Origin of the sequence: Streptomyces sporangiiformans (assembly GCF_005768555.2) — a bacterium.
Taxonomy (GTDB): domain Bacteria; phylum Actinomycetota; class Actinomycetes; order Streptomycetales; family Streptomycetaceae; genus Streptomyces; species Streptomyces sporangiiformans.
On the sequence record NZ_VCHX02000159.1, the window covers coordinates 44823 to 69412 of the forward strand.

At 70.4% G+C, this 24590-nt stretch carries 23 protein-coding genes and 1 riboswitch; of the genes, 9 read left to right on the top strand and 14 right to left on the bottom strand.

All coding sequences use genetic code 11. The annotated features are described in order from the left end of the window. Positions 1 to 15: 15 nt before the first annotated feature. The gene (locus FGD71_RS26055; RefSeq protein ID WP_119102956.1) at positions 16 to 1158 is read right to left on the bottom strand and encodes a glycosyltransferase family 4 protein; all 1143 of its coding nucleotides are present in this window, start codon (positions 1156 to 1158) and stop codon (positions 16 to 18) included. A 158-nt stretch (positions 1159 to 1316) separates the two neighbouring features. On the opposite strand from FGD71_RS26055, the gene FGD71_RS26060 reads away from it, so the two are divergent. Continuing rightward, a complete protein-coding gene (locus tag FGD71_RS26060) occupies positions 1317 to 2549 on the top strand; it encodes a glycosyltransferase family 87 protein (RefSeq protein WP_119102957.1) in 1233 nt (410 codons plus the stop codon). A gap of 95 nt (positions 2550 to 2644) precedes the next feature. On the opposite strand, the gene FGD71_RS26065 is transcribed toward FGD71_RS26060, so the two are convergent. From FGD71_RS26065 to FGD71_RS26085, 5 genes are all read right to left on the bottom strand, one after another. Then, positions 2645 to 3865: a hypothetical protein gene (locus tag FGD71_RS26065; RefSeq protein ID WP_119102958.1), complete on the bottom strand. Its 1221-nt coding sequence runs from the start codon at positions 3863 to 3865 to the stop codon at positions 2645 to 2647. 32 nt (positions 3866 to 3897) lie between these two features. Further along, on the bottom strand, positions 3898 to 4908 hold the full coding sequence (locus FGD71_RS26070) for a C40 family peptidase (RefSeq protein WP_119102959.1): 1011 nt from the start codon (positions 4906 to 4908) through the stop codon (positions 3898 to 3900). A gap of 265 nt (positions 4909 to 5173) precedes the next feature. Next, on the bottom strand, positions 5174 to 6205 hold the full coding sequence (locus FGD71_RS26075) for a C40 family peptidase (RefSeq protein WP_119102960.1): 1032 nt from the start codon (positions 6203 to 6205) through the stop codon (positions 5174 to 5176). 374 nt (positions 6206 to 6579) lie between these two features. After that, positions 6580 to 7929, bottom strand: coding sequence for an NYN domain-containing protein (locus tag FGD71_RS26080; RefSeq protein WP_119102961.1), 1350 nt, complete (start codon positions 7927 to 7929; stop codon positions 6580 to 6582). A 35-nt stretch (positions 7930 to 7964) separates the two neighbouring features. Beyond that, positions 7965 to 8204, bottom strand: a complete 240-nt coding sequence (locus FGD71_RS26085) for a hypothetical protein (RefSeq protein WP_119102962.1) — start codon at positions 8202 to 8204, stop codon at positions 7965 to 7967. Between the two features lie 155 nt (positions 8205 to 8359). Between FGD71_RS26085 and FGD71_RS26090 the strand changes: the two genes are divergently transcribed. The 7 genes from FGD71_RS26090 to FGD71_RS26120 all read left to right on the top strand — a co-directional run bounded on the left by FGD71_RS26090 (position 8360) and on the right by FGD71_RS26120 (position 14713). Next, a complete protein-coding gene (locus FGD71_RS26090; protein WP_119102963.1) occupies positions 8360 to 9091 on the top strand; it encodes a rhomboid family intramembrane serine protease in 732 nt (243 codons plus the stop codon). Then, positions 9088 to 9369 (top strand): Lrp/AsnC family transcriptional regulator, encoded by a 282-nt coding sequence (locus tag FGD71_RS26095; protein WP_033327388.1) that lies wholly within the window; start codon positions 9088 to 9090, stop codon positions 9367 to 9369. The genes FGD71_RS26090 and FGD71_RS26095 overlap by 4 nt, the downstream gene beginning before the upstream one ends. A 111-nt stretch (positions 9370 to 9480) precedes the next feature. Further along, positions 9481 to 9786, top strand: a complete 306-nt coding sequence (locus tag FGD71_RS26100) for a small secreted hydrophilic protein (protein WP_119102964.1) — start codon at positions 9481 to 9483, stop codon at positions 9784 to 9786. After that, positions 9728 to 11233, top strand: coding sequence for a sensor histidine kinase (locus FGD71_RS26105; protein ID WP_119102965.1), 1506 nt, complete (start codon positions 9728 to 9730; stop codon positions 11231 to 11233). Before FGD71_RS26100 ends, FGD71_RS26105 begins: the two co-directional genes overlap by 59 nt. 13 nt (positions 11234 to 11246) lie before the next feature. After that, complete coding sequence (locus FGD71_RS26110; RefSeq protein WP_119102966.1) at positions 11247 to 11909, top strand: response regulator transcription factor; 663 nt, start codon at positions 11247 to 11249, stop codon at positions 11907 to 11909. A gap of 63 nt (positions 11910 to 11972) precedes the next feature. Next, positions 11973 to 13385 carry an SLC13 family permease gene (locus FGD71_RS26115; protein WP_119102981.1) on the top strand — a complete coding sequence of 471 codons (1413 nt, stop codon included), beginning with the start codon at positions 11973 to 11975 and terminating at the stop codon, positions 13383 to 13385. A gap of 23 nt (positions 13386 to 13408) precedes the next feature. Then, positions 13409 to 14713 carry a glycerate kinase family protein gene (locus FGD71_RS26120; RefSeq protein WP_119102967.1) on the top strand — a complete coding sequence of 435 codons (1305 nt, stop codon included), beginning with the start codon at positions 13409 to 13411 and terminating at the stop codon, positions 14711 to 14713. Here FGD71_RS26120 and FGD71_RS26125 read toward each other — a convergent pair. The 6 genes from FGD71_RS26125 to ctaE all read right to left on the bottom strand — a co-directional run bounded on the left by FGD71_RS26125 (position 14623) and on the right by ctaE (position 21989). Next, positions 14623 to 16032, bottom strand: a complete 1410-nt coding sequence (locus tag FGD71_RS26125; protein WP_119102968.1) for an aminotransferase class V-fold PLP-dependent enzyme — start codon at positions 16030 to 16032, stop codon at positions 14623 to 14625. The two genes, FGD71_RS26120 and FGD71_RS26125, sit on opposite strands and share 91 nt — an antisense overlap. Before the next feature lie 134 nt (positions 16033 to 16166). Continuing rightward, positions 16167 to 16283: riboswitch (SAM riboswitch) on the bottom strand. 336 nt (positions 16284 to 16619) lie between these two features. Next, complete coding sequence (gene trpD, locus FGD71_RS26130; protein ID WP_119102969.1) at positions 16620 to 17684, bottom strand: anthranilate phosphoribosyltransferase; 1065 nt, start codon at positions 17682 to 17684, stop codon at positions 16620 to 16622. A 132-nt stretch (positions 17685 to 17816) separates the two neighbouring features. Further along, the gene (qcrB, locus tag FGD71_RS26135; RefSeq protein WP_119102970.1) at positions 17817 to 19442 is read right to left on the bottom strand and encodes a cytochrome bc1 complex cytochrome b subunit; all 1626 of its coding nucleotides are present in this window, start codon (positions 19440 to 19442) and stop codon (positions 17817 to 17819) included. Further along, positions 19439 to 20506, bottom strand: a complete 1068-nt coding sequence (gene qcrA, locus FGD71_RS26140; protein WP_119102971.1) for a cytochrome bc1 complex Rieske iron-sulfur subunit — start codon at positions 20504 to 20506, stop codon at positions 19439 to 19441. The genes qcrB and qcrA overlap by 4 nt, the downstream gene beginning before the upstream one ends. Then, a complete protein-coding gene (gene qcrC, locus FGD71_RS26145) occupies positions 20503 to 21312 on the bottom strand; it encodes a cytochrome bc1 complex diheme cytochrome c subunit (protein ID WP_119102972.1) in 810 nt (269 codons plus the stop codon). Before qcrC ends, qcrA begins: the two co-directional genes overlap by 4 nt. Before the next feature lie 65 nt (positions 21313 to 21377). Continuing rightward, complete coding sequence (gene ctaE, locus FGD71_RS26150) at positions 21378 to 21989, bottom strand: aa3-type cytochrome oxidase subunit III (RefSeq protein WP_119102973.1); 612 nt, start codon at positions 21987 to 21989, stop codon at positions 21378 to 21380. 193 nt (positions 21990 to 22182) lie between these two features. On the opposite strand from ctaE, the gene FGD71_RS26155 reads away from it, so the two are divergent. Beyond that, a complete protein-coding gene (locus FGD71_RS26155; protein ID WP_119102974.1) occupies positions 22183 to 22587 on the top strand; it encodes a response regulator in 405 nt (134 codons plus the stop codon). A 42-nt stretch (positions 22588 to 22629) separates the two neighbouring features. Here the strand turns inward: FGD71_RS26155 and FGD71_RS26160 are convergent, their stop codons facing one another. Both FGD71_RS26160 and FGD71_RS26165 read right to left on the bottom strand, forming a co-directional pair. After that, positions 22630 to 23892 (bottom strand): L,D-transpeptidase, encoded by a 1263-nt coding sequence (locus FGD71_RS26160; protein ID WP_119102975.1) that lies wholly within the window; start codon positions 23890 to 23892, stop codon positions 22630 to 22632. A gap of 129 nt (positions 23893 to 24021) precedes the next feature. After that, positions 24022 to 24420 carry a cytochrome c oxidase subunit 4 gene (locus tag FGD71_RS26165; RefSeq protein ID WP_119102976.1) on the bottom strand — a complete coding sequence of 133 codons (399 nt, stop codon included), beginning with the start codon at positions 24418 to 24420 and terminating at the stop codon, positions 24022 to 24024. Positions 24421 to 24590 lie beyond the last annotated feature (170 nt).

Below are 24590 nucleotides of genomic sequence, written 5' to 3' on the forward strand. Positions count from 1 at the left end.
TCGCCGGACAAGGCCCTACAGCAACGCCTGCAACTTCTCCGCCAGCAGGTCCCAGCGCCACTTCTCCTCGACCCACTCGCGGCCCCGCTCGCCCATCCGGCGCCGCAGCTCCGCGTCGCCGAGGAGGGTGACGACGCGGTCGGCGGTCGCCTCCGGGGAGCCGCCCCGGACGACCCAGCCGGTCTCGCCGTCGAGCACCGCGTCCGGAGCACCACCGGAGTCGCCCGCGACGACGGGCAGGCCGGTCGCGGAGGCCTCCAGGTAGACGATGCCGAGGCCCTCGACGTCGAGCCCGCCCCGGCGGGTGCGGCAGGGCATGGCGAAGACGTCGCCCGCGCCGTAGTGGGCGGGCAGCTCGGACCAGGGCACGGCTCCGGTGAAGCGCACGGAGTCGGCGACCCCGGTGTCGTACGCGAGTCGGCGCAGCTCCTTCTCGTACGGCCCGCCGCCGACGAGCAGCAGGACGGCGTCCGGTTCCTTCGCGAGGACGCGTGGCATGGCGAGGATGAGCGTGTCCTGGCCCTTGCGCGGCACGAGCCTCGAGACGCAGACCACCACCGGGCGGTCGGTGAGGCCGAGGCGGGCGCGCACCTCGGCGCCGCCCGAACCCGGGTGGAAGGTCTTCTCGTCGACGCCGGGCGGCAGCTGGACCATGCGCTCCGCTGCCGCGGGCGTCAGCGCGGTGGCGATCCGCGAGCGGGTGTACTCGCCGAGGTAGGTGATCGTGTCCGTGGACTCGCCGATCCTGCGCAGGAGCCCGCGCGAGGCCGGTAGCTGAGCCCATCCCGCCTCGTGACCGTGGGTGGTGGCCACGAGGCGCTCGGCGCCGGCCCTGCGCAGCGCGGGGGCCATCAGGCCGAGCGGTGCCGCCGCCCCGAACCACACCGACGTACAGCCGTGCCCCCGCAGCAGTCCCGCGGCCCGCCGTGTGACGCCCGGCGTCGGCAGCAGCATCGTCGTGCGGTCGCGTACGACGGTGAAGGGCTGCTCGGCGTCGAAGGCCGCGGTCGCCTCGATGCCCTCGCGGCCGCGCTTCCACGTGGACGCGTAGACGACGAGCCGCTCGGGGTCGAGGCGCAGCGCCATGTTGTGCAGGAAGGCCTGGATGCCGCCGGGTCTGGGCGGAAAGTCGTTGGTCACGATCAGGGTCTTGTGCATCGTGGTCGACAGTACCGAACCCGCGCTCCCGGCTCCGGGCGGGCGTGCTCCCGGCTCTCCACGGCCGCGCTTCATGGCTGTCGCACAGCCTCAGGGGGGATCATGGCCGCGAACGGATTCGCACGAAGAGGCTGGGTGGGCATGACAGGCACACAGAGATGACCGGCGCACCGGGAGCGAAGGTTCCGTACGCGCTGCTCGGGGTCTGGGCCCTGACCAGGCTGGTGCTGCTGCTCTTCGTCTTCAAGGTGTTCGTGTTCCCGGGGCCGGACGTCACGAGCGACGTCTCGGTGATCTACCACGGCTGGTACGAGACCCTGCTCGAGGGCGCCTTCCCGCTGAACGACGTGACCTGGCAGTACCCGCCCGCCGCCGCGTTCGCGATCCTCTCCCCCGCGCTGCTGCCCTTCCTGGGCTACGCGTCGGCGTTCTTCGTCCTCGCCTTCCTCGCCGATCTGTCCGTCCTCGTCCTCCTCGAATACGCGGGCGGACGTCCCGGCAGGACGCCCCGCGGCGCCTGGGTGTGGGCGGTGGGCGTGCCACTGCTCGGGCCGACCGTGTACGCCCGCTATGACGTGATGGTCACGGCCGTCGCGGTGGCGGCGCTGCTCGCGGGCCTACGGCACCCACGGGTGCTGGGCACGCTCGCGGGCCTCGGCGCGCTGGTGAAGGTGTGGCCGGTGCTGCTGCTGTGGGGTGTCAGCAAGCGGAAGCCCTGGGTCTCGGCGGCGGTGACGGCCGCGTCCCTGTCGCTGCTGTTCGGCGTGGCGATGCCCGGCGCGTTCGCGTTCCTGGCCTTCCAGCGCGACCGGGGCACGGAGGTCGAGTCGCTCGGCGCTCTCGTCTTCCACATCGCCCGCCACTTCGGCTGGAACGGCAAGGTGCTGCTCCACTACGGCTCCGTGGAGTTCGTCGGCCCGTACGTCGAGGTCGTGAGCACGGCCGCCCTGCTGCTGACCGCGGTCGCCTTCGGCTGGCTGCTGATGTGGCGGCTGCGCGCCCGGCGGTTCCTGTCGCACACGGTGGCGGACGCCGCGTTCGTGGCCGTCCTCATGTTCACCGCCACCAGCCGGGTCGTCAGCCCGCAGTACATGGTGTGGCTGGTCGGTCTCGCGGCGGTGTGCCTGGTCTTCCGCGGCAGCCGGATGGTCCTGCCGGCCGCACTGGTACTGGCCGCGGCCTTCGTGACCGTCCTGGAGTTCCCCCTCTGGTTCGCGCACGTGGTGGCCAGTGACGCGCTGGGCATCACGCTGCTCGTGGTACGCAACGGTCTGCTGGTCGCCGCGGCGACGACCGGGGCCGTACGCCTGTGGCGCGACACGGTGCCGTACGCATCCCTGACGCCGCTGCCCGGTCAGGCCGCCCGCACCAGGGAGCCGCTGGTCTCCTGACGGCGCGGGAGCGGCCGCAGCGCGGCGCACTCCACCGCCATGGAGAGGGATCGGCGGGATCAACCGCGGCAGGAAGATCGGCGGGATCAGCCGAATCAGCCGAGTTGAGCCCTGAGGTACGCCTGCCACTGCTCGGTGAACTTCTCCGGCGTCGTACCCAGCACGTCCCGCATCGCGCCCTCCACCGCACCTTCCCGCGTCCGGTGCGCGCCCACGGCCCGGTAGAAATCGCCGAGCCGCACCTCACCCCACCGGTCCGCGATCAGGCGGCAGGCCAGCCAGCCGCTCTCGTACGCCCGCGCCAGCTTCACCGCGTCCCCGCCGAACCCGAAGTCCGCGTCGACCGGCAGCCCGGCGGGGACCTGCCCCTCTCCTACCGCGCGCCGCAGCTCGGGCGCGGCCTGCGCCGCCGAGCGGCCGGTGCCGCGGTAGCCGACCCAGTCCGCGTACCCCTCGGAGAGCCACAGGGGCGTCGCGGCCGAGGTCCGGGCGCGGGTCGCGACATGGGTCGTCTCGTGGGTGAGCACGACCTGCCGCCCGAAGGCGCCGAGGACGCCGTACGCGTCGGGATTGACGATGATCCGGTCCGCGGGCGCCTTCGCCGCGCCCCCCACCTCGCCCGTGGTGACGGCCGCTATCCCCCGGTACCCGGACGCGGCCGCCCCGAGCAGCCCCGCCATCTCCTCCAGCGACTTCGGTACGAGGACGACGACCCGCCCCGACCAGTCCCCGCCCCACGCCTCCCGCACGGCGGGCACCGCGCGGTCGGCCAGGTGCGCGTACCCGCGCAGCGCCTCACCGCTCTGCCCGACGCCGAGGACGAGGCTGTGCTCCCCCCGGACGACCCGGACGGTCCCCTGCTCCCACAGCTGCTCGCCGGCGTCCTTGGCGGGGCGGTCGGAGGCGACGTACCAACGGCCGTCGGTGCGCATGAGGCTCAGCGTGCGGGCGGTGACGACGGGTGCCCTGTCGTAGCCGTCGATGCGGTAGCGGAGGTCCGCCGCGACCGTGGCGCGGTCGCCGGAGCGGTGGAAGCCGGTCACGCGGTACGACCAGGACGCCAGCGGAACGGTCCTCAGCCGCGTGAACTCGGTGCGGGCGGCGGCCCGTTCCCCGGCGGCGACGGTGCTCGGCACCTCCGTGGCGACATACGCGCCCGCGTCGCGGTCGAGCACCGCCTGCGCCCGCCGGTCGAGCAGACGCCGGACATCGGCGCTCGTGGTGTCGGTGGCGGCGCCACCCGCGCCGCCGCAGCCCACCAGGCCGGCCAGCAACAGCCCTGCTATCCATCTCGGCGCCCGCCCACGACCAGCCACGTTCCCGATCGTACGGTGCCCGCCCCGTGGGGTCAGGGCCGCGTTACGGCCGAGATCGGCATCATGTCCACGGGGTCGTAGCGCACGGGAGCGCCCGGGTAGGGCGCGTGGATCACCTGTCCGTTGCCCATGTACATCGCGACATGGCTGGCGTCGCTCCGGTAGGTGATCAGGTCGCCGGGCCGCGCCTGCGAGAGCGGCACCTGCTGCCCGGCGCCGCGCTGGGCCTGCGAGGTGCGCGGCAGACCGACGCCGGCCTGCGCGTACGACCACTGCATCAGGCCCGAACAGTCGAAGCCGGCGGGCCCGTTGGCACCCCAGATGTACGGGCGGCCGAGGGCCGCGCGGGCCGCGGCGACGGCGGCGGCCGCCCGTGAGGAGGACGGGGCGGCGCCGTCGAGATCCGGCACGCGCCCGGAACGGGAGGCTCGGTCGTAGGAGGCGCGCTCCCGGTCCGGCATCGCGTCGAGGAGCCGCCGCGCCGTGGCCAGTTTCCGCTCGACGGTGTTCTTGTGGTGGACGACGGCCTTGCGGCTCTTCTCCAGCTCGGCGAGTTTGCGGCGAGCCTCCGCGCGCTCCTGGGAGAGCTCGCGCTGGGCTTCCTGGAGGTCCTTGAGTTCGCCGGCCTGATGGACGCCGATCCGGTCGAGCGCTGCCGCCCTGTCGAGGTAGTCGTCGGGGTTGTCGGAGAACATCAGGGCCAGCGAGGGGTCGAGGCCGCCCGAGCGGTACTGGGCCCCGGCGAGCGAACCGAGCGCGTCCCGCATGGTGTTGATGCGGCCCTGCTGCCGGGCGATCCGGTCCTGTGCCCTGGTCACCTGCTCGCGCAGGGTGTCCGCGCGCTCGTCGGCCTCGTTGTAGGCCTCGGTGGCCCGCTCGGCCTGCTCGTACAGCCGGTCCACCTTGGCGCGCGTGTCGTCCTGCGGTGCGGCGCCGGCCGGAACGACCCCGAGGGCCGCGGCGGCGGCGGACAGCACGCAGAGGGTGGCGCTGGTGGCGCCCCGGTCGAGACCGGATGGTGCGGGACGGCGATGGGACCCCACGGGTTGCCGCTCTCCCTTCCGCTGACGGACCCCCTGAATTGGGGGAAACGCGCCAGACAGTAGCCGCGCGACTACGCCACGGCCAAAGTCCCCGTCGGGTGCGGAAAACGCGATGCCCCGCCTCAGACGCAGGTCATCGGCGGGGCGTGCGGTCAGCGGGTGCTGCCGGAATTCGCTCGTTCGGGCGGCACGGCGGACCGTTTCGAAGGAGAGCCGGACGGCGAAGCGAAGTCAGACGGCGAAGGGACTCAGACGGCGAGGGAAATCAGATACGGACGCCGAACTGGAAGGAACCGACGGTGTCCATCGACTCGTAGCGGACGACGGTGCCCGGCTTCGGGGCGTGCAGGAGCGTGTTGTTGCCCGCGTAGAGGCCGACATGCCCCAGGTTGTTGAAGAAGACCAGGTCGCCGGGCTTGAGTTGGCTGCGGCCGATCTTCGTGCCGTCGTTCTGCTGGGTGTACGTGGTCCGGGTTATCGACACCCCGGCCTGGGCGTACGCCCACTGGGTGAGCCCGGAGCAGTCGTAGGAGTTGGGACCGCTGCCACCGGAGACGTACGGCTTGCCGACCTGGGAGTCGGCGGCGGCGAGGGCGGCGGCACCTCGGTCGGAGGCCGGTGCCTCGTTGCCGAGGTCGGCACGGTCCCCGGCGGAGCGGCTGGCGCGCTGCTCCTCTTCGGCCAGGGCCGCCTTCTCCTGCGTGGTCAGGGTGTTGAGGAGCTTCTGCGCCTCGGCGAGCTTGCTCTGGACTTCCTTCTTCTTCTTGCCGAGGGTCTCGCGGGTGTCGGCGAGGTCCTTGAGCTTCTCGGCGGCTTCCTTGCGCTGCTGGGCGAGGACCCGCTGCTTCGCCTGGACCTTCTTCAGCGTCTCGACCTGCTGAGAGCTCAGCTGGTCCATCGTGGACGCCTTGTCCAGGTAGTCGTCCGGGTCGGAGGAGAGGAAGAGCTGGACGGAGGGGTCGATGGCGCCCGTCCGGTACTGGGAGCTGGCCATCAGGCCGAGGCCGTCCCGCAGATCGTTGAGCTCGTCCTGGCCGCGCGCGACCTGGTCCTGGAGAGTTCCGATCTCCTTCTCGAGCTTGTCCTGCTTCTCCTTGGCCCCGTTGTACTTGTCGGTGGCCAGCTCGGACTCGTGGTAGAGCTTGTCGACCTTGGACTTGACCTCGTCCTTGTTCGGCTTCTCGCTGGGCGCGGCGTTGGCCGCCTGCGAGGTGAGGGCCACGGCAGCAGCAGCGGCGGTGGTGAGCACGGTCACGCGGGTGCGGCTCGGCTGCTTCGGTCGACGGTGGGACGCCACGGAGGCGAGCTCCTTCTTACCTCAGCCGCCCACCGAAAACGCCGGTTGGCGGTGCCCCTCCACCGTCACTCCCGATGAGCGATCACCCGAGTGGAGGTTCGAGGGCAGACCCTAGTGACCTTCTTGTGATCAGATCAAATCCCCGCCGGGAAAATCTCGGTTACCGAGCGCATTCTTTGCACTCAATTCACATGCAGTAATGCGCGCTTGACGCTACGTTGCGTGAAGACTTCGCCAATTGGGGCAAGGTGCGCACAGGTTACGGTTGGGCCTTACGTTACTCATGGTGCGTAGATCACATATGGCCGACGGTCCCCGAAGACCCCGCCTCGCCTGCCCGGAGAGCGCCCGGTTCAACCCCGGGAAAGTCCGGCTCAACCCCGCGAAAAACGCTTGAGCAGCACCGCCGAAGCCACCGGACGCGCCCCCGCCTTGGCCACCCCGTCGGCGACCTCGCGGTCGGTCGAGACGACGATGACGGGCCGGCCGGGCGGCTCGGCGCGCACCAGCTGGCGGATCAACTCGTCGGCGGTGACGCCGGCCTTGGAGAACAGCACGCGCACCCCGCGCGGCGGCGCCAGCAGCACCGGGGCGGCCAGCTCGGCCCCGTCGAAGACGCAGGTGACCTCGGCGCCGGTCTGTGCGGCGAGCTGCGAGAGCTGACCGAGCAGCCGCAGCCGCTGCTTCTCCAACGGCATCTGCGGATAGCCGGTCTTGGTGACGTTGTAGCCGTCGACGACCAGATGCGCCTGCGGCAGCGCGAGCAACTGGTCGAGGATCGCGGGGTCGTTTTCGGACAGCGCACGGGCGGCGATGTCCTTCGGGCTCATGCGGCCCGGTTCGACGGCGTCGACGGTCTCCGCGGGCCGCTGCGACACGGGCGGCAGGGCGAGCTCACGCCGCAACCCCTGTGCCGCGTCGAGCACGGTGTCGAGCAGCAGCCGCAGGCGCATGTCCTCGACACTGCGGCCCTCGCGGGCCGCCCTGCGGGCCGCTTCCAGGGCGGCCTCGGCCTCGCCGAGCCGCGCCTTCAGCCGCCGGGTCTCGCTCTCGGCGGCGGACACCTGGGCCTGCCCCTCGGCCCGTACGGACTCGATCTCGCCCCGCACCTTCCGCAGGGCGGCCTCGCCGCGCTTGACGTCACTGAGGGCCGAGCGCAGCTTGCGCTGAAGCGATTCGGCTTCCTTCTTCGCCGAGTCCAGCTCCGTACGCAGCCGTTCGGTCTCGGCCCGGGTCTGGCCGCGGGCCTCGGCGAGTTCGTCGCGCAGGCGCTCCAGCTCGGCACGGTTCTCCTCGTCGGCGCGCTCGGCGTCCGCCCGCTGTGCCTCCTCGCCCGCGGCGGTCACCAGCTTCACCCAGCCCGTGGGCCGGAGCACATAGGCCGCGGCCGCCACGTCCAGCGGGTCCGCGGCCGGGGGCGGCGAGCCTGAGTCGAGAGCGTTGCTCAGCTCCGGCTGGGCCTCTCTGAGCCGCTCGCCGATCCGCTGCCTGAAGAGCGGATCGGTCTCCAGGGCCGCGGCCATCGCGTTACCCGCGAACTTGGCACGGCGATTGGGGGCGAACCGGGCGTACTGCCGCAGCTGGCTGGGCAGTTCGGCGACGGTCAGATGGCCGAAACCGTCCGAGACGATCGATACGACTCGGCGGCGCACTCCGTCGGGCAGGGGGCGGTCGAGCACCTCAGCGGCGCCGTCGGCCGGCTCCCCGCCTGTGGTCTCCACCATCGGTCACCCCAACCGTCTCGACGGGGCCCGCTCCCTCAGGAGCCGGCGCCCGGCCTGTCCACCAGTTCCACCTGATCCACCGCGTTGCACCAGCGGCAGCGCACCGATTCGATGGTCTCACTGACCACCTCGCGCTCCTCGACGTTCGGCTCACCGGCGAGGTCGAGGTGCACGTACTCGACAACCTTCGACGAACGGGTCACGTCGAAACGCGTGAGGTTGCCGCAGAGCGTGCAGCGCCACCGGGTCTCGGCGGTCGGCAGGGGAACCGTCATCGTGGCAGTCGCTCTCTTTCCTGGTGTCCGTGCCGCGCCAGTCTCCCTGGAGCGTGTGGCTCGTAACCCTACGGCCTGGCGGGTACTCGACGCCCGCCACCTGTGAGCGGCGAGGCACTCTGTGTAGTTCGGTCCTGTTACGTCATGATTTGCTCATGATCGGCAACTGGGGTGCGGCCTTCGTCCGGGCGGTCCGGAGCCAGTCCGCGCCGGTGACCTACGGACTGATCACCCTGTGCTGTCTGACCTTCCTGATCGGCCCGGCCTCGGGGCTCAGCCCCTCGTTCGGCACCGGTGACGAGCTCCTCTCCGCTCAGCGGGCCTATTTCGAACGCTGGGGCATCGTGCCCGTCGAACTGTTCAGCGGGTCTTTGCGGGCCGCCCTCACCCCGGCCACCGCGCTCTTCGTGCACGGCAGCTGGCTGCATCTGCTGGGCAACATGCTCTTCCTCTATGTCTTCGGGGCGATGGTCGAGGAGCGGATGGGTCATGTCGAGTTCGCGCTCTTCTATCTGGGCTGCGGTTATCTCGCCCTGCTCGGCTATGCGGCCACCCACGCCGACTCCGAGCAGACGCTGGTCGGCGCCTCCGGGGCGATCTCCGCGGTCCTCGGCGCGTTCCTTTACCTGTTCCCCAAAGCCCGGGTGACCAGTCTCTTCCCGTTCCTGTTCTTCCTGCCACTGCGTCTTCCGGCCTGGGTGGTGCTCCCGTTCTGGGCGTCCCTGCAGTGGCTGGCGGCGGGCCGCGCGCCCCAGGGCCCTGGGGTCGCGTACCTGGCGCACCTGATGGGCTTCTCGATCGGCTTCCTGTACTCGTGGGTGCGCTACGGCCGGACGGCTAGAGTGAAAACCCCAGCGACGGCCACCGAGGGAGAAAACCAGCCGTGATCACCGCGATCGTGCTCATCAAGACCAGTGTGGACCGGATCCCCGAGATCGCCGAGTCGATCGCCGCGCTGGACTCCGTCAGTGAGGTCTTCTCCGTGACCGGTACCTACGATCTGATCGCCATGGTCCGGGTGAAGGCCCATGACGATCTGGCGGACATCATTCCCGGGCAGATCAGCAAGATCCCGGGGGTGGAGGCGACGGACACGCACGTCGCGTTCCGTACGTATTCGCAGCATGACCTCGAGGCCGCGTTCGCCCTCGGGCTGGACAGCTGAGAGCTGGACAGCTGAGGGCCGTATGCGGCCGCAGGCCCTGACCGCCCGCATGAAGAGTTCTTCATCTCCGGCTCATGCGGGCGCTGCGCCGAGCACCGCAGCATCGGGCCCATGGTCTTCTCCCATCGGATGGCGGCCCTGGCCGCCGTCGTGGCGATTCCGCTCGGCATCGCCGCGACCAGCTACGCCCTGACCGACAGTCCTCAGTCCCCCAAGGTCCCGCCCAAGGTGGAACTGGACAGTGGCTCACCCTCGGCGAAGCCCAAGAAGCCGGCGCCGACGCCTACGCCGACGCCCAGCGACGAGGTCGTCTCCCGGCCTCCGGTGAGCGACGACCCCTCGGCCCCCGGGGACGACGATGACAACGGCGGCGCAGGTGACGGAGCGGACGACGACGGACCCGGCGACGACGGCTGAGCTCCCTGCCGTTCCGGTACGGGGGCGGCTCTCGGCCCGGGTCCGCATCCTGCTCTGGCTGCTGCTCGTGACGGCGGTCGCCTTCGCGGCGGTCGCCACGACCACCCGCTCGATACTGCTCCGGGACGTCGACGCCCGGGTCGCCGGACTGCTCGCCCAGGAGACGGGCGAGTTCGCCCACTTCGAGGAGCGGGGCGTCGACCCCGAGAACGGGCGCCCCTTCACCGATCCGCGACGCCTGCTGCGGGTCTTCCTCGAGCGGCAGTACGCCGATCCCGACGAGGAGTTGATGGGGCTCGCCGGACGGCCCGGCGCCGACCCCGCGACGATCGTCCAGGACCGCAGGATCCCGGTGGGGCTGCCGCTGCACCGGGACGAGAAGGCCCTCCGTACGATCTTCGCGTCCCCGGACTCCACCGGTACGCTGCACCGCTCCGCCGGCGAGATCCGCTGGGCCAAGGTCGCCGTCGCCCGGTCCGGCGCCGAACCGGAGGCCGCCTTCGTCGTCGCCTTCCACCCGGAGCGCGAACAGGCCCGCGCGAACGAGGTGTTCCGCATCCTGCTCGCCATCTCCTGCGTCGCGCTGCTGATGACGTCGGGCGTCGGCTGGGTGGTGGCCGGGCGGATCCTCAAGCCCGTACGCCTGGTCCGTACGGCGGCCGCGCAGCTCACCGAGCAGGACCTGACCCGGCGTATCCCGGTGCGCGGCCGGGACGACGTGGCCGCGCTCGCCGAGACGTTCAACGCGATGCTGGACCGGCTGGAACGCGCCTTCGCGGCCCAGCGCGAGTTCGTCGACGACGCGGGCCACGAGCTGCGCACCCCCATCACGATCGTGCGGGGCCATCTGGAACTGATGGGCGACGATCCGGCCGAGCGCGAGGAGACCGTTCGGCTGGTCACCGACGAACTGGACCGGATGAGCCGCATCGTCGAGGACCTGCTGCTGCTCGCCAAGGCCGAACGCCCCGACTTCGTCACGCCCGAACCCGTACAGCTCGCCGAACTCACCGCCGATGTCTTCGTCAAGGCCCGTGCCCTCGGCGACCGCCACTGGGAGCTGACCGAAGTCGCCGACGGACAGGCCGAGTTGGATCCGCAGCGCATCACCCAGGCGATGGTGCAGCTCGCGCAGAACGCGGTGCAGCACACCGTCCCCGGCCAGACGATCCGCATCGGCTCGCACGCCACCGGCTCCCGCGTCGAGTTGTACGTCGCCGACTCCGGACCCGGCGTGCAGCCGCAGGACGCCGAGGTGATCTTCGACCGGTTCCGCCGCGGCACCGCCCGGCGCGGCGCCCGGGGCAGCGGCGCGGGCCTCGGCCTGTCGATCGTCCGGGCCATCGCGGAGGGCCACCGCGGGCGGGTGGGTCTGCGGGAGACCGAGGGCGGCGGCGCGACGTTCGCACTGGCACTCGTACTCGCACCGGAAGAGGAACGCACATGACGGGGTGTCCCGGATGAACCGGATTCTGATCGTCGAGGACGAGGAGCGCATCGCCTCCTTCGTCGAGAAGGGCCTGCGCGCGGGCGGCTTCACCACCACGGTCGTCGCCGACGGCGACACGGCCTACGAGTACGCCCTCACCGGCGGCTTCGACCTGGTCGTCCTGGACATCGGCCTGCCCGGCCGCGACGGCTTCACGGTCCTGCGCGAACTGCGCGAGGCCCGCGTGAGCGTCCCGGTGATCGTGCTGACCGCCCGGGATTCCGTACGCGACACGGTGGCAGGCCTGGAGGGCGGCGCCGACGACTGGATGACCAAGCCGTTCCGCTTCGAGGAGTTGCTGGCCCGGGTGCGCCTGCGGTTGCGTACGGCTGCGCGGGCGCCCGAGGTGACGGTACTGCGGTCCGGCTCACTGACCCTGGACCTGCGCACCCGCCGGGCCCGCGCCGGGGAACAGACCGTCGATCTGACGGCCCGTGAGTTCATGCTCCTGGAGCTGTTCCTGAGGCATCCCGGACAGGTCCTGTCCCGCGAGCAGATCCTGTCGCACGTGTGGGGGTACGACTTCGACCCGGGCTCCAACATCGTGGACGTGTACGTGCGCGCGCTGCGCCGGAAGCTGGGGGCGGAGCAGGTGGAGACGGTGCGCGGGATGGGTTACCGGCTGCCGGGGTGAAGTTCCCTTCATCCACGGCTCATCGATGGCTCACGGCACGCCTGAACGCTGAGTGTCGTGAGCCTGAACTTCCGAAATGCCGCGGCCCTCTGCGTGGCCCTGAGCATCTGCGCCCTGCTGATCGTGCCCGGCAACTTCCCCGGGCTCGGCGGTGACGCCCGGCTGACGCTCGCCGTGTTCGTACTGGCGACCTGCGCCTGGATCGGTACACCGATCGACGACACGTACATCGCCCTGGGGGCGGGACTCGCGCTCACGGTGACCGGGGTGATCAGCAGCGAGACGCTCTTCGGCACCCTCGGCGACTCGACCGTGTGGCTGCTGATCTGCGCCTTCGTGCTCGCGGCGGCGGTGGCCCGGACGGGGCTCGCCGGGCGGGCCGCGGCGTTCCTGGTGGGAGGGGCGCGCGGGGTACGGCAGTTGGTCCATCTGACCACGGCGGCGCTGGTCGTGACGGCCTTCGCGGTACCCGCCACCTCCGGCCGGGCGGCGCTCGCGCTGCCGGTGTTCCTCGCGCTCGCCAAGGTCCTGGCCGACCGAAAGCGACTGGTCGTGATGCTGGCGCTGCTGTTTCCGACCGTGATCCTTCTGTCCGCGGTGGCGACCCTGATCGGGGCTGGAGCGCATCTGATCACGGTGTCGGTGCTGTGGGAGGCCACCGGTGACCGGGTCGGCTTCACGCAGTGGCTGCTGCTCGGGCTGCCGCTGGCCGTTGCCTCCTCCCATCTGGCGGCGGAGGTCGTGCTGTTGACGACGACCCGGCGCGCCGACCGCCGAAGTCCCGTACACATCACGGCCGACGACATCCAGCGGCACAGCGAGCAGCCGGTCGCCGGGCCGTGGTCACCCTCCGAGTCCCGCTGTGCGCTGCTGCTCGCCACGGTGGTGATCCTGTGGTGCAGCGAGCCGCTCCACCAGGTGTCCCCGGCCGTCGTGGCGCTGATCGGCGCGGTGGTCGCGTCCTCGCCGGCCCTCGGCACCGTACGTCTCAAGGACGCCCTCAAGACCGTCCCCTGGTCGCTGCTCCTCTTCATGGCGGCGACGATGGCGATGGGCGTCGCGCTCGCGGACTCGGGAGCGGCGAAGTGGCTGGTCGACGGGTTGCCCGTCAAGGTGGAGCCCTGGGCGTTCCTCGCGTTCGTCATCGCGCTCAGCACGGCGGCGCATCTCGTGCTCCAGTCCCGCTCGGCCCGCTCGTCCGTCCTCGTTCCGCTGGTCGTCGCGGCCGCCGTGGGTGCCGGGGTCAACCCGGTGGCAGCCGCACTGGCGTCCACCGCGGCCGCGGGCTTCTGCCACACGCTCCCGGCCTCGGCGAAGCCCGTCACGCTCTTCGCCGACCTGCCCGGCACACCGACCTACACCCCGCGCGACCTGCTGCGTCTGTCCGCCGTGCTGGCGCCCCTGACCGCCGCTCTCGTCCTGCTCTTCGCCCTCGCCGTATGGCCACTGCTGGGCGTGCCCGTTCTGAAGCCCTGAAGCGTCCCGAAGGAGTCCCTCCCATGCTGACCCGTTTCGCCGTCGCCCCCAGCGGCTTCAAGGAGTCCCTGTCCGCCCAGGCCGCCGCCCACGCCATCGCGGCGGGCGTACGCCGTGTCGTGCCGCACGCCGAGGTCGACCTGATCCCGCTCGTGGACGGCGGCGAGGGCACGGCCCGGGCGCTCGCCTCGGCCACCGGCGGCCGTCTGGTCGCCCTGCCCGCCACCGGCCCGCTCGGTGAGACCGTCGGCACCCATTTCGCGCTCCTGGGCTCCGGCTCCTCCGGCTCCAGCTCCTCCGGCTGCAACTCCAACTCCAACTCCGGCTCCGGCTCCGGCTCTGTCGACACGGCGGTGGTGGAGATGGCGGCCGTCGCCGGCCTCTCCCTCGTCCCGCACAGCCTGCGCGATCCCGGCGCCACCACCACGTACGGCGTCGGCGAGTTGATCCGCGCCGCGCTCGACAAGGGCGTACAGCGCGTCCTCGTCGGCTGCGGCGACTCCGGTACCTCGGACGGGGGTGCCGGCGCGCTCCAGGCGCTCGGAGCCCGGCTGCTCGACATGGACGGCTTTGAACTTCCCTTCGGCGGACGGGAGTTGTCGCGGCTGAGCCGTATCGATGCGACCGGTCTCGACCCCCGCCTCAGCGAGGTGGAGCTGCTGGTCGCCTGCAACCCGTACAACGTGCTGTGCGGAGAACGCGGCGTGGCCCGCGTCTTCGGCCCGCAGAAGGGCGCCACCCCCGCACAGGTCGAGGAGCTGTCGGCGGGTCTGGAGAACTGGGCGTACGTCCTCACCCGCGACCTCGGCGTCACCGGCACCGATCTGTACGGCGGCCCCGGAACCGGCGCGTCCGGAGGCCTGGGCGCGGGCCTCGCCGCCCTCGGCGCCCGCCTGCTCCCCCGCTTCGACGTCCTCCTGGACCACCTCGACCTGGACGCGCGACTGGCTCGCGCCGACCTGGTCCTCACCGCCGAGGGCGCCCTGGACCACCAGACGCCGCGCGGCAAGGTTCCCGCCGAGGTGGCCCGTCGCGCCAAGCTGCACGGGCGTCCGGTCCTCGCCCTCGCGGGCACGCTAGGCGAGGGCGCGCACGAGGTGCCGGGCGTGGACGCCTGCACCGCGATCCTGCCCGCCCCGATGGCCCTGGCCGAGGCCCTGGTCCGCGGGAGCGAGTTCCTCACCGACGCGACCGAGCGCGCCCTCAGGATGATTCTGCTGGGCGCCCGGCTACCGGTTCAGGCAGCGGCGGTTCGGGCAGCAGCTGTTCCGGCGGCGGCGCCGGCGGCGGAAGTGTCCGGGACGCAACGCCCGTCCTCCGTACGGTAGTTCCACCGCGCGCCCTCGGTCACGAGCTCCTTGACCGCGCCCACGAACCGCTCCACGTGCTCGTCCGGCGTACCCGCGCCGAAGCTCACCCGGATCGCGTTGAGCGACTTCTCGCCGGGCGCGGCCTCGGGTGCGCCGCACTCGCCCTGGATCTGCGGTTCGCTGCCGAGGAGGGTACGGACGAGGGGGTGGGCGCAGAAGAGGCCGTCGCGTACGCCGATGCCGTACTCGGCGGAGAGCGCGGCGGCGAGGTGCGAGCTGTTCCAGCCCTCGACGACGAAGGAGATGACGCCCACCCGCGGCGCGTCGTCCCCGAAGAGCGAGAGAACACGCACTTCGGGCACCTCGGCGAGCCCTTCCCGGACCTTCCGGATCAGATACCGCTCCCGCGCGACGAGCCGATCGAAGCCCTCCTCGGCCAGGGCCTTGCAGGCGGAGGCGACGGCATGGGCACCGATGACGTTGGGCGACCCCGCCTCGTGCCGGGCCGCGCTGTCGTGCCACTCGACATCCACTCCCCCGTCCGCCCGACGCGCGACCTTGCGGCTGGCGCCGCCGCCCGCGAGGTACGGCTCGGCCGCACGCAGCCAGTCGGCGCGCCCGGCGAGCACGCCCGTACCGAAGGGCGCGTACAGCTTGTGCCCGGAGAAGGCGACCCAGTCGACGTCCAACTCCCGTACGGACACGGGGTGATGAGGCGCGAGCTGGGCGGCGTCGAGCACGATCCGCGCACCGTGCGCGTGCGCTGCGGCGGACAGTTCGCGTACGGGCCACAGCTCGCCGGTGACGTTCGAGGCACCGGTGACGCAGACGAGGGCGGGCCCCTGCTCGCGTTCGGCGAGGGCACGCTCCAGCGTGGCGACGGCCTGCTCGGGAGTGCGCGGCGCGTCGAGGTAGGTGACGTCGGCGTTCCGCCAGGGAAGCAGCGAGGCGTGGTGCTCGGTCTCGAAGACGAAGACCTGGCAGCCGGCGGGAAGGGCGGCGGCGAGCAGGTTGAGCGAGTCGGTGGTGGAGCGGGTGAAGACGACCTGGTCCCCGTCCCGGCAGTCGAGGAACTCGGCGACGGTCGTCCGCGCCTTCTCGAAGAGATCGGTGGACAGCTGGGACAGATACCCGGCCCCGCGGTGCACGCTCCCGTAGTAGGGGGCGTACGCGGCGACGTCGTCCCAGACCCGCTGGAGGGCCGGGGCGCTGGCGGCGTAGTCGAGCGCGGCGTAGGTGACTTCGCCGCCGGTGACGAGGGGGACGGTGACGTCCCGCCCCAGAACGGGCAGAGGGGTACGAACTGACGAGGCGGCGGCAGCGGTGAGGACAGACATGGCGAACTCCCGTGAGCACAGGGAAAGGAGGAAAAGAGGAAAAGAGGTACGCGGAGGCGGGGCTCGACGCCCTATCGCATTCGCTTGCTCACAGAAGGCTCCCTCGAACGACCAGGACCCCTGGTGACGCGAGGGGTCCGCGCTTGCCGCAGACCTTGCTGCCTACGGCCTGGTCTTCACCCGGGGCACCCCGCCACGGACGGAGGGTTGCCGGACAGCCGGCCGGGGCCTTATGGCTGTCGCTCATGACCTGGGAAGCATCCTGCCACATGATCTTCGGGGCGCAAGTCCGCTGTCCGAATGCCGGGACAGCGGGGGCGGTCCTGGCCGGTTGTCTCGCCCCCGCCGCCCCTACCCATTCCCATCCCCTGGGGCTCCGCCCCAGACCCCGCTCCTCAAACGCCGGAGGGGCTGATTCTCAGCCCGTCCGGCGTTTGAGGACGAGGCCGTTCAGGCCGATAGCGGGGGTCTGGGGGCGCAGCCCCCAGGTACAGGATGGGACGGGTAGGGGCGGCGGGGGCGAGGAAACTGCCGCCCGCCGCCCGAGGCGTCACGCGTTCGTCGNCTGCCGCCCGCCGCCCGAGGCGTCACGCGTTCGTCGCCGCAACCCAGCGATCCAGCGTCCTCTTCGCCGCGCCGGAGTCGATGGACTCCGCCGCCTTCGCCATCCCGGTGCGGAGCTGGTCCGCGAGGGGACCGGAGCCCGGCTCCAGGGCCACCAGGGCGGCCGCCGAGTTCAGCAGAACCGCGTCACGTACCGGCCCGGTCTCCCCGCCGAGCAGCCGCCGGGCGACGTCCGCGTTGTACGAGGCGTCGGCGCCACGCAGCGCCTCCGTCGACACGAGCTCGATGCCGACCTCCCGCGGGTCGAAGGCCTCCTCCTGGACCTTCCCGTCCCGTACCACCCACACCCGAGAGGTGGAGGTGGTGGTCAGCTCGTCGAGGCCGTCGTCGCCCCGGAAGACCAGGGACGAGTTGCCGCGCTCCGCGAGGACACCGGCCATGATGGGCGCCATCCGCGCATCGGCGACACCGATGGCCTGGGCCTTCACACGGGCGGGGTTGGTCAGCGGGCCGAGGAAGTTGAAGACCGTACGGATCCCCAACTGCCCCCGCGCGGCTCCCACATGGCGCATCGCCGGGTGGAACTTCACCGCGAAACAGAAGGTGATCCCGGCCTCCTCGGCCACCTGGGCCACCCGCTGCGGCGTCAGCTCGAGATTCACCCCGAGCTTCTCCAGCACATCCGAGGCCCCGGACGCCGAGGAAGCCGCCCGGTTGCCGTGCTTGACGACCTTCGCCCCGGTACCGGCGAGGACGATCGCGGACATCGTGGAGATGTTGACCGTCTTGGCCCCGTCCCCGCCCGTACCGACGATGTCGACCGTCTCGCCCGGCACCTCGATCACCTTCGCGTGCTCGTACATCGCCCGCACGAACCCGGTGATCTCCTCGACGGTCTCCCCCTTCGCCCGCAGCGCCACCGCGAACCCGGCGATCTGCGCGTCGGTCGCCTCGCCCTGCATGATCAGGTCCATCGCCCAGGCCGTGTCGTCGGCACTCAGGTCGCGCCCGGCCAGCAGGCCATTCAGCAGTGCGGGCCAGGAGCGGACCGCCGCGGTGTCGCCTCCAGCGGGGTGCACAGCGCTCATATGCCGCTCCTGGGGTGCGGTCCCGAAAAGGGACTCCTGTTGGGATGGAAACACCCTATCCAGCCCGGGCACGGCAAAGAGCCCCGTCCGGACAATGGACGGGGCTCCAGCCGTGGCGAAACGATCGGAAGATCAGTGGTGGCCGTGGCCGCTCGTGATCTCCCGGTACTCCTCGGCGGTCGGCTTGGGGATCTGGCTGTCGTCCCCGTAGTACGCCTCGCTGAGCTTGGCCCGCAGCTTCTGCGAACCCTTCACCTTGCGCTCGACACCGTTCTCGTCGACCGCCGGGCCGATCTCCGCCGGCTGGTACTGCTCGTGCGCGGTGAGCACGTGCAGCTGCTCCTGGCTGAGCGGCTCGTGGATCTCGATGAACTCACCGTGCGGCAGGCGCTTGATGATGCCCGACTCGCGGCCGTGCAGCACCTTGTCCTTGTCGCGGCGCTGCAGGCCGAGACAGATCCGCTTGGTGACGACGAACGCGATGACCGGTCCGGCGAAGAACCCGATCCGGACGAACCAGGTGACCGCGTTGATCGACAGATGGAAGTGCGTGGCGACGATGTCGTTGCCACCACCGATCAGCATGATCATGTAGGCGGTGACCCAGGCGACACCGAAGGCGGTACGCGTCGGGGCGTTGCGCGGGCGGTCCAGGATGTGGTGCTCGCGCTTGTCCCCGGTGATCCAGGACTCGATGAACGGATAGAGCGCGATGATCCCGAGGAAGAGACCGAAGAGCACCAGCGGGATGAACACGCCCAGGACGAGCGTGTGCCCCCAGAGGTTGATCTCCCAGCCGGGCATGGCCCGGATGAGGCCCTCCGCGAAGCCCATGTACCAGTCGGGCTGGGCGCCCGTGGACACCTGGTCCGCACGGTACGGGCCCAGGGCCCAGATCGGGTTGATGGACGCGACAGCGGCCAGCATGGCGATGAAACCGAAGACCAGGAAGAAGAAGCCTCCGGCCTTGGCCATGTAGACCGGCAGCAGCGGCATGCCGACCACGTTCTTGTTCGTACGTCCGGGGCCCGCGAACTGCGTGTGCTTGTGGTAGAAGACCAGGATCAGGTGGCCGACCACGAGCCCGAGCATGATGCCCGGCAGCAGCAGGATGTGGATCGAGTAGAACCGCGCGACGAAGTCGCCGCCCGGGAACTCCCCGCCGAACAGGAACATCGAGATGTACGTGCCGACGACCGGCGTGGCCAGGATCGCGCCCTGTGTGAAGCGGACACCGGTGCCGGAGAGCAGGTCGTCCGGGAGCGAGTAGCCGGTGAAACCGGTGAACATGCCCAGGACGAACAGCAGGAAGCCGAACAGCCAGTTGATCTCACGCGGCTTACGGAAGGCGCCGGTGAAGAAGACGCGCATCATGTGCACGAACATGCCGGCCAGGAAGATGATCGCGGCCCAGTGGTGGATCTGCCGGATGAGCAGACCGCCGCGCACATCGAAGCTGATGTCCAGCGTGGAGGCGAACGCCTCCGACATCAGCTGGCCCTGGAGCGGGACGTAACTGCCGTGGTACTCCACCTCGTTCATCGACGGGTGGAAGAACAGCGTCAGATACACACCCGTGAGGATGATGATGATGAAGCTGTAGAGGCAGATCTCACCCAGCATGAAGGACCAGTGGTCCGGGAAGATCTTGCGCATGTTGGCCTTGGCCAGGGAGTAGATCCCCAGGCGGCCGTCGGCCCAGTCGGCGACCCGCTCGCCCGCGGGTGCCTTGCGGCGATCGTCGTTTGCAGTGCTCATCCGCGCTCCCAGAAAGCAGGACCGACGGGCTCTTCGAAGTCGCCGAGCGCCTCGAGGTAGCCCTCGTCGTTCACACCGATGCGCAGCTGCGGCAGGGCGTGACCAGCGGGGCCGAAGATCACTCGGGCACCGTCGGAGAGGTCGAAGGTGGACTGGTGACAGGGGCAGAGGACGTGGTGCGTCTGCTGCTCGTACAGGGAGATCGGGCAACCGACGTGGGTGCAGATCTTCGAGTACGCAACGATGCCCTCGTGGGACCACTCGAGCTCGCGCTTGTCCTTGATGTTCTCCGGCTGCAGCCGGACGATCATCAGGGCCGCCTTGGCGATCTCGTTCTGGAAATCGTGGTCGTGCTCCTCCAGGCCCTCGGGCTTGGCGAAGGTCAGTGAACCGACGGCGACGTCGGAGGGACGCAGCGGCTCGTCCGTGTTCATGTTGACGAGCAGCTTGCCCTTGCGCCACAGCGTGTGCCGCAGCTTGTCCTCCGGCAGCGGACCGAGGTCGCGCAGCAGGACGACGCCGGACAGCGGGACCAGGGTCAGCGCGCCGAACATCGTGTTGCGGATCAGCTTGCGACGGCCGAGCGCGGACTCCTTGGCGCCCTGGCGGAAGTCGTCCATGACCTTCGCCCGGACCTCGGGCTCCGCCTCGATCGCGTGCCGGTCGTCGGCGAGCTCCACGTCGGACATCAGGGTGCGGGCCCAGTGGACCGCGCCCGCGCCGATGCAGAACAGCGCCACGCCGAGGGTCATACCCAGCGCGAAGTTGAGCGCGCTGATGTGCCCGAGCGGGAAGACGTAGATCGACTTGTCTACCGGGACCGCCACGAACGAGGCGATGAAGGCGACGGTGGCCAGCATCGACAACGTGAACATGAAGGCGACCGCGCGCTCGGACCGCCTGGCGGCCCGCTCGTCGATGTCCTGGATGCGGTGCTCGTGCGGCGGCAGTCCCGGGTCCGCGAAGGGATTCTTCTCGCCCGGGACGGCTACCGCGCCGTGCTCGCTGTCGTCGGCGGCCCGCTCGGCGGGCAGGTTCTCTTCTGGGGTGTCTTGGCTACTCATGACTTCTTGGCCTTTGCGGTCCGGGCGGCGACCCACACGGCGACGGCGATCAGTCCGCCGAGACCGAAGATCCAGCCGAACAGGCCCTCGCTGACCGGCCCGAGGCCGCCCAGCTCAAGACCGCCGGGGCTCTCCGACTTGTCGCTGTTGACCGCGTCGAGGTACGCGATGATGTCCTTCTTGTTCTTCTCCGTCAGCGTCGTGTCGGGGAAGGACGGCATGTTCTGCGGGCCGGTCTGCATGGCCTCGTAGATGTGCTTGGGGTCGACGTCTTCCAGCGTCGGGGCGTACTTACCGGTCGTCAGCGCGCCGCCCTTGCCGGTGAAGTTGTGGCACTGCGCGCAGTTCGTACGGAAGAGCTCACCGCCCTCGGCGATGTCCGCGCCCTCGGGGTTGTACTGGTTCTCGGTCGGCACGGAGGGACCGGCACCGAGCGAGGCGATGTACGCCGCGAGCTGGTCGATCTCGGCCTGCGAGTAGATGTTCCTCTTCTTCGGCACCTGAGCGCCGGGCTGCTGCGCCGGCATACGGCCGGTGGCGACCTGGAAGTCGACGGCCGCGGCGCCCACACCCACCAGACTGGGCCCGTCAGTGGTGCCCTGACCGCCGGTGCCGTGGCAACTGGCGCACCCCACGGCGTAGAGCTTCTTGCCCTCGTCGATGGCGAGGGACTGGGCGGTCTCATCGGCCTTGGCCTTGTCCGCGGGCGCGAACAGGGTGTACAGCCCCCCGGTGGCCGCCAGCGCGATGAGTAGGACGACGACCGCCGCCAGCGGATGGCGTCGTCGTGCGGAGAGCTTTTTCACGGATTACCCCGGTGTCAGGATCTTCTGCGTCGGTGCTTCTGGAATGTGCGCGGGAGCGGGCCCGGCTACTTGATCATGTAGATCGTGGCGAAGAGGCCGATCCAGACGACATCGACGAAGTGCCAGTAGTAGGACACGACGATGGCGGCGGTCGCTTGCTCATGCGTGAACCTGCGGGCCGCGTAGGTGCGCCCGAGGACCAGCAGGAAGGCGATGAGACCACCCGTCACGTGCAGGCCGTGGAAGCCGGTGGTCAGGTAGAACACCGAGCCGTAGGGGTCGGACGAGAGCGAGAGGCCCTCGTGCTTGACCAGCTCCGTGTACTCGAAGACCTGACCGCCGATGAAGATCGCACCCATGATGAAGGTGACGATGAACCAGCCCCGGAGCTTCTTCACGTCGCCGCGCTCGGCGGCGAACACGCCGAGCTGGCACGTGAGGGAGGAAAGCACCAGGATCGTGGTGTTGGCCGCGGAGAACGGGAAGTTCAGGCTGGACGCCATTTCCTTCCAGTGATCCGGCCCGGTCACCGATCGCAGGGTGAAGTACATCGCGAAGAGGGCCGCGAAGAACATCAGCTCGGAACTCAACCAGATGATGGTTCCGACGCTGGTGAGGTTCGGCCGATTGACCGACGGGTGCGCGTGCCCGGTTTCTACTGTCGTTGCTGTCGCCACGCCGACATTATGTCGGTCGCTTATCCCGCCCTCACTCCCGGGGGTCCCGTTCGGAGTGTCCGCGGGGTGTGCCCTGCTCATACGGCCTGTCGAAGCCCTGTCGGAACGGGTGTGGATCAGGTGGTTGAGGGAGTAGCATCCGCGCATCGGTCCATGTCCGCACGACGGCAGAACTCAACGTCTCGGAGGAACAATGCAGCCGACCGCCACGGTGCTGGTCTACAGCGACGACTCCAACACCCGGGAGCAGGTACGGCTCGCCACCGGCCGCAGGCCGGCCGGTGACGTTCCCGAGGTCGAGTTCGTCGAGTGCGCGACGCCCGCGGCGGTGGTGCGTGAGCTGGACAAGGGTGGGATCGACGTCTGCGTGCTGGACGGCGAGGCCGTGCCCATGGGCGGTATGGGAGTGTGCCGCCAGATCAAGGACGAGATCTTCAACTGCCCGCCCGTCCTGCTGCTCATCGGCCGGCCCCAGGACGCGTGGCTCGCCACCTGGAGCCGTGCGGACGCGGCGGTGACCCTGCCGGTGGAGCCGGTGGAGTTCGCCTCGGCGCTGGCCTCCTTGCTGCGGCGCAGGGCCGCCGCCATGAGCGCCTGAGGGCTCGGTCGGCCCCCTCGCTCCTGAAGGGAGGGGCGCGCCTCAGACGGACTCGGGGCGCAGGCGGGCCCGGTCCACCGGATTCGGGCCGTCCGGGGTGGCGGCGATCAGGGCGCTGCCCTTGCGCCAGTCCTGCCAGTCGAGGTTCCAGTCCCCGAAGCCGTTGCCGAACGACTCCATCACGTTGCCGTTCGAATTGATCACCTTGACGACGTCGCCGGGGCGAACGGCCTCGAAGAACCAGGCGGCGTTCGCGGTGCTCATCCCGGTGCAGCCGTGGCTGACGTTGGCGGACCCCTGGGAGCCGGTGGACCAGGGCGCGGCGTGCACGTACTCGCCGCTCCAGGTCACCCTGGCCGCGTAGTACACGGGCAGGTCGTACGACTCCGAGCTGCCCTCGGCTATCCCGATGCTGGTACCGCGCATCCGTACGAAGTACTCCTTGGCCAGCACGACCTTGACTCCGTTGCGGGTCTCGAAGCCGGGCTTGCCGGTGGTGACGGGGATCTCCTTGATCACTTCGCCGTTCTTGTAGACCGACATCGTGTGCGACGCGGCGTCCGTCACGGCCTCGACGCGGTCGCCCGTGGTGATCTTCAAGGGCTTCGCCTTGCCGCCCCAGAGCCGCTCGGCGACCCGGACGCCGGCGAGGTCGCTGTACGCCCGGATGGTGGCGTGTGTGGGCCAGTACTCCATGGGGCGGTAGTGCAGGGTCTTCGCGTCCACCCAGTGCCAGCCGCCCGACACGGCGGGCGTCGACTCGACCTTGAGTGCGCGTTCGACGACGGCCCGGGCGGCCCTGTCCTTGACGGGGGCGCTGAGTTCAGCCGTGACGGGCTGGCCCACGCCGTACTTGCCCGCCTCGGGGCCGAACTTCACGTTGAGCAACTTCTTCTTGGCGGGCCTGCTGGTGTCGAAGGCGAGGACCTTGCGGCCGGGAGCCCCGTCCTCGTTCTCCGTGCTCACCCGCACGGTGTAGCGGTCGCCCGCGGCGAGCGGCGAGGTGCTGTGCCACTGGCCGCCGTCGGCGGAGAGTTCGCCTCTCACATAGCGTCCCGCCGCGTCCGTGACCGTCACGTCGGTGATGCGCCCGTCGGAGTCCCGGGCGGTTATCTCCAGGGGCTTGTCGGGGTTGACCTTCTTGCCGTCGTCCGCCGGGGCGTTGAAGGAGATCTGTCCGGCCGCGTCGTACGGTGTGGCCGAGAGGGGGTGGCCGTCGGAGCTGCAGGCCGTGACGCCCGCGCCGAGCGCTACCACCAAGAGGGTGCAACTGACGACCGTGCGGTTTCGCGGTGAGTAGCTCATGACCTCAACGTAGGAACGCCCACCGCCCCCGGCGCGGCGAGTGACCCATGCGGGTGACACGAGCGGGGCAAACGAGGGAACCCGGACCCTCCTGTCGGAGTGTCCGGGTTCCCGTGCGCTCAGCGCGTGTTATTGGGTGCGGTTCTCACCGCGGTAGTACTCGAAGACCCAGCCCCACAGGCCGATCATGATGATCGGGGCCGAGAAGTAGAGCAGCCACCAGCCGAAGACGACGCCCATGAAGGCGAGCGCGCCGCCGATGCCGAGGGAGAGCGGCTGCCAGCTGTGCGGGCTGAAGAAGCCGACCTCGCCGGCGTCGTCCGCGACGTCGGCCTCCTTGTTGTCCTGGGCGCCCACGTCGACCCGCCGGGCCGTGAAGGCCAGGTAGTAGCCGATCATGATGCTCAGGCCGAAGGCCAGGAAGAGCGCCGTGGTGCCGGCCGGCTCCTTCGACCACACGCCGTAGACGATCGCCATGGCGAGGATGAAGACGGACAGCCAGATGAACATCTTGCCCTGGATCTTCACTTGCCGGCCTCCTTGCCACCAGCGAGGGACTTCTCACCGTGCGGGGCGTTCTCGAGCTGGTCGAGCGCCGCGATCTCCGGGTGGTGCAGGTCGAACGCCGGGGATTCGCTGCGAATACGCGGCATGGTGAGGAAGTTGTGCCGCGGCGGCGGGCAGGACGTCGCCCACTC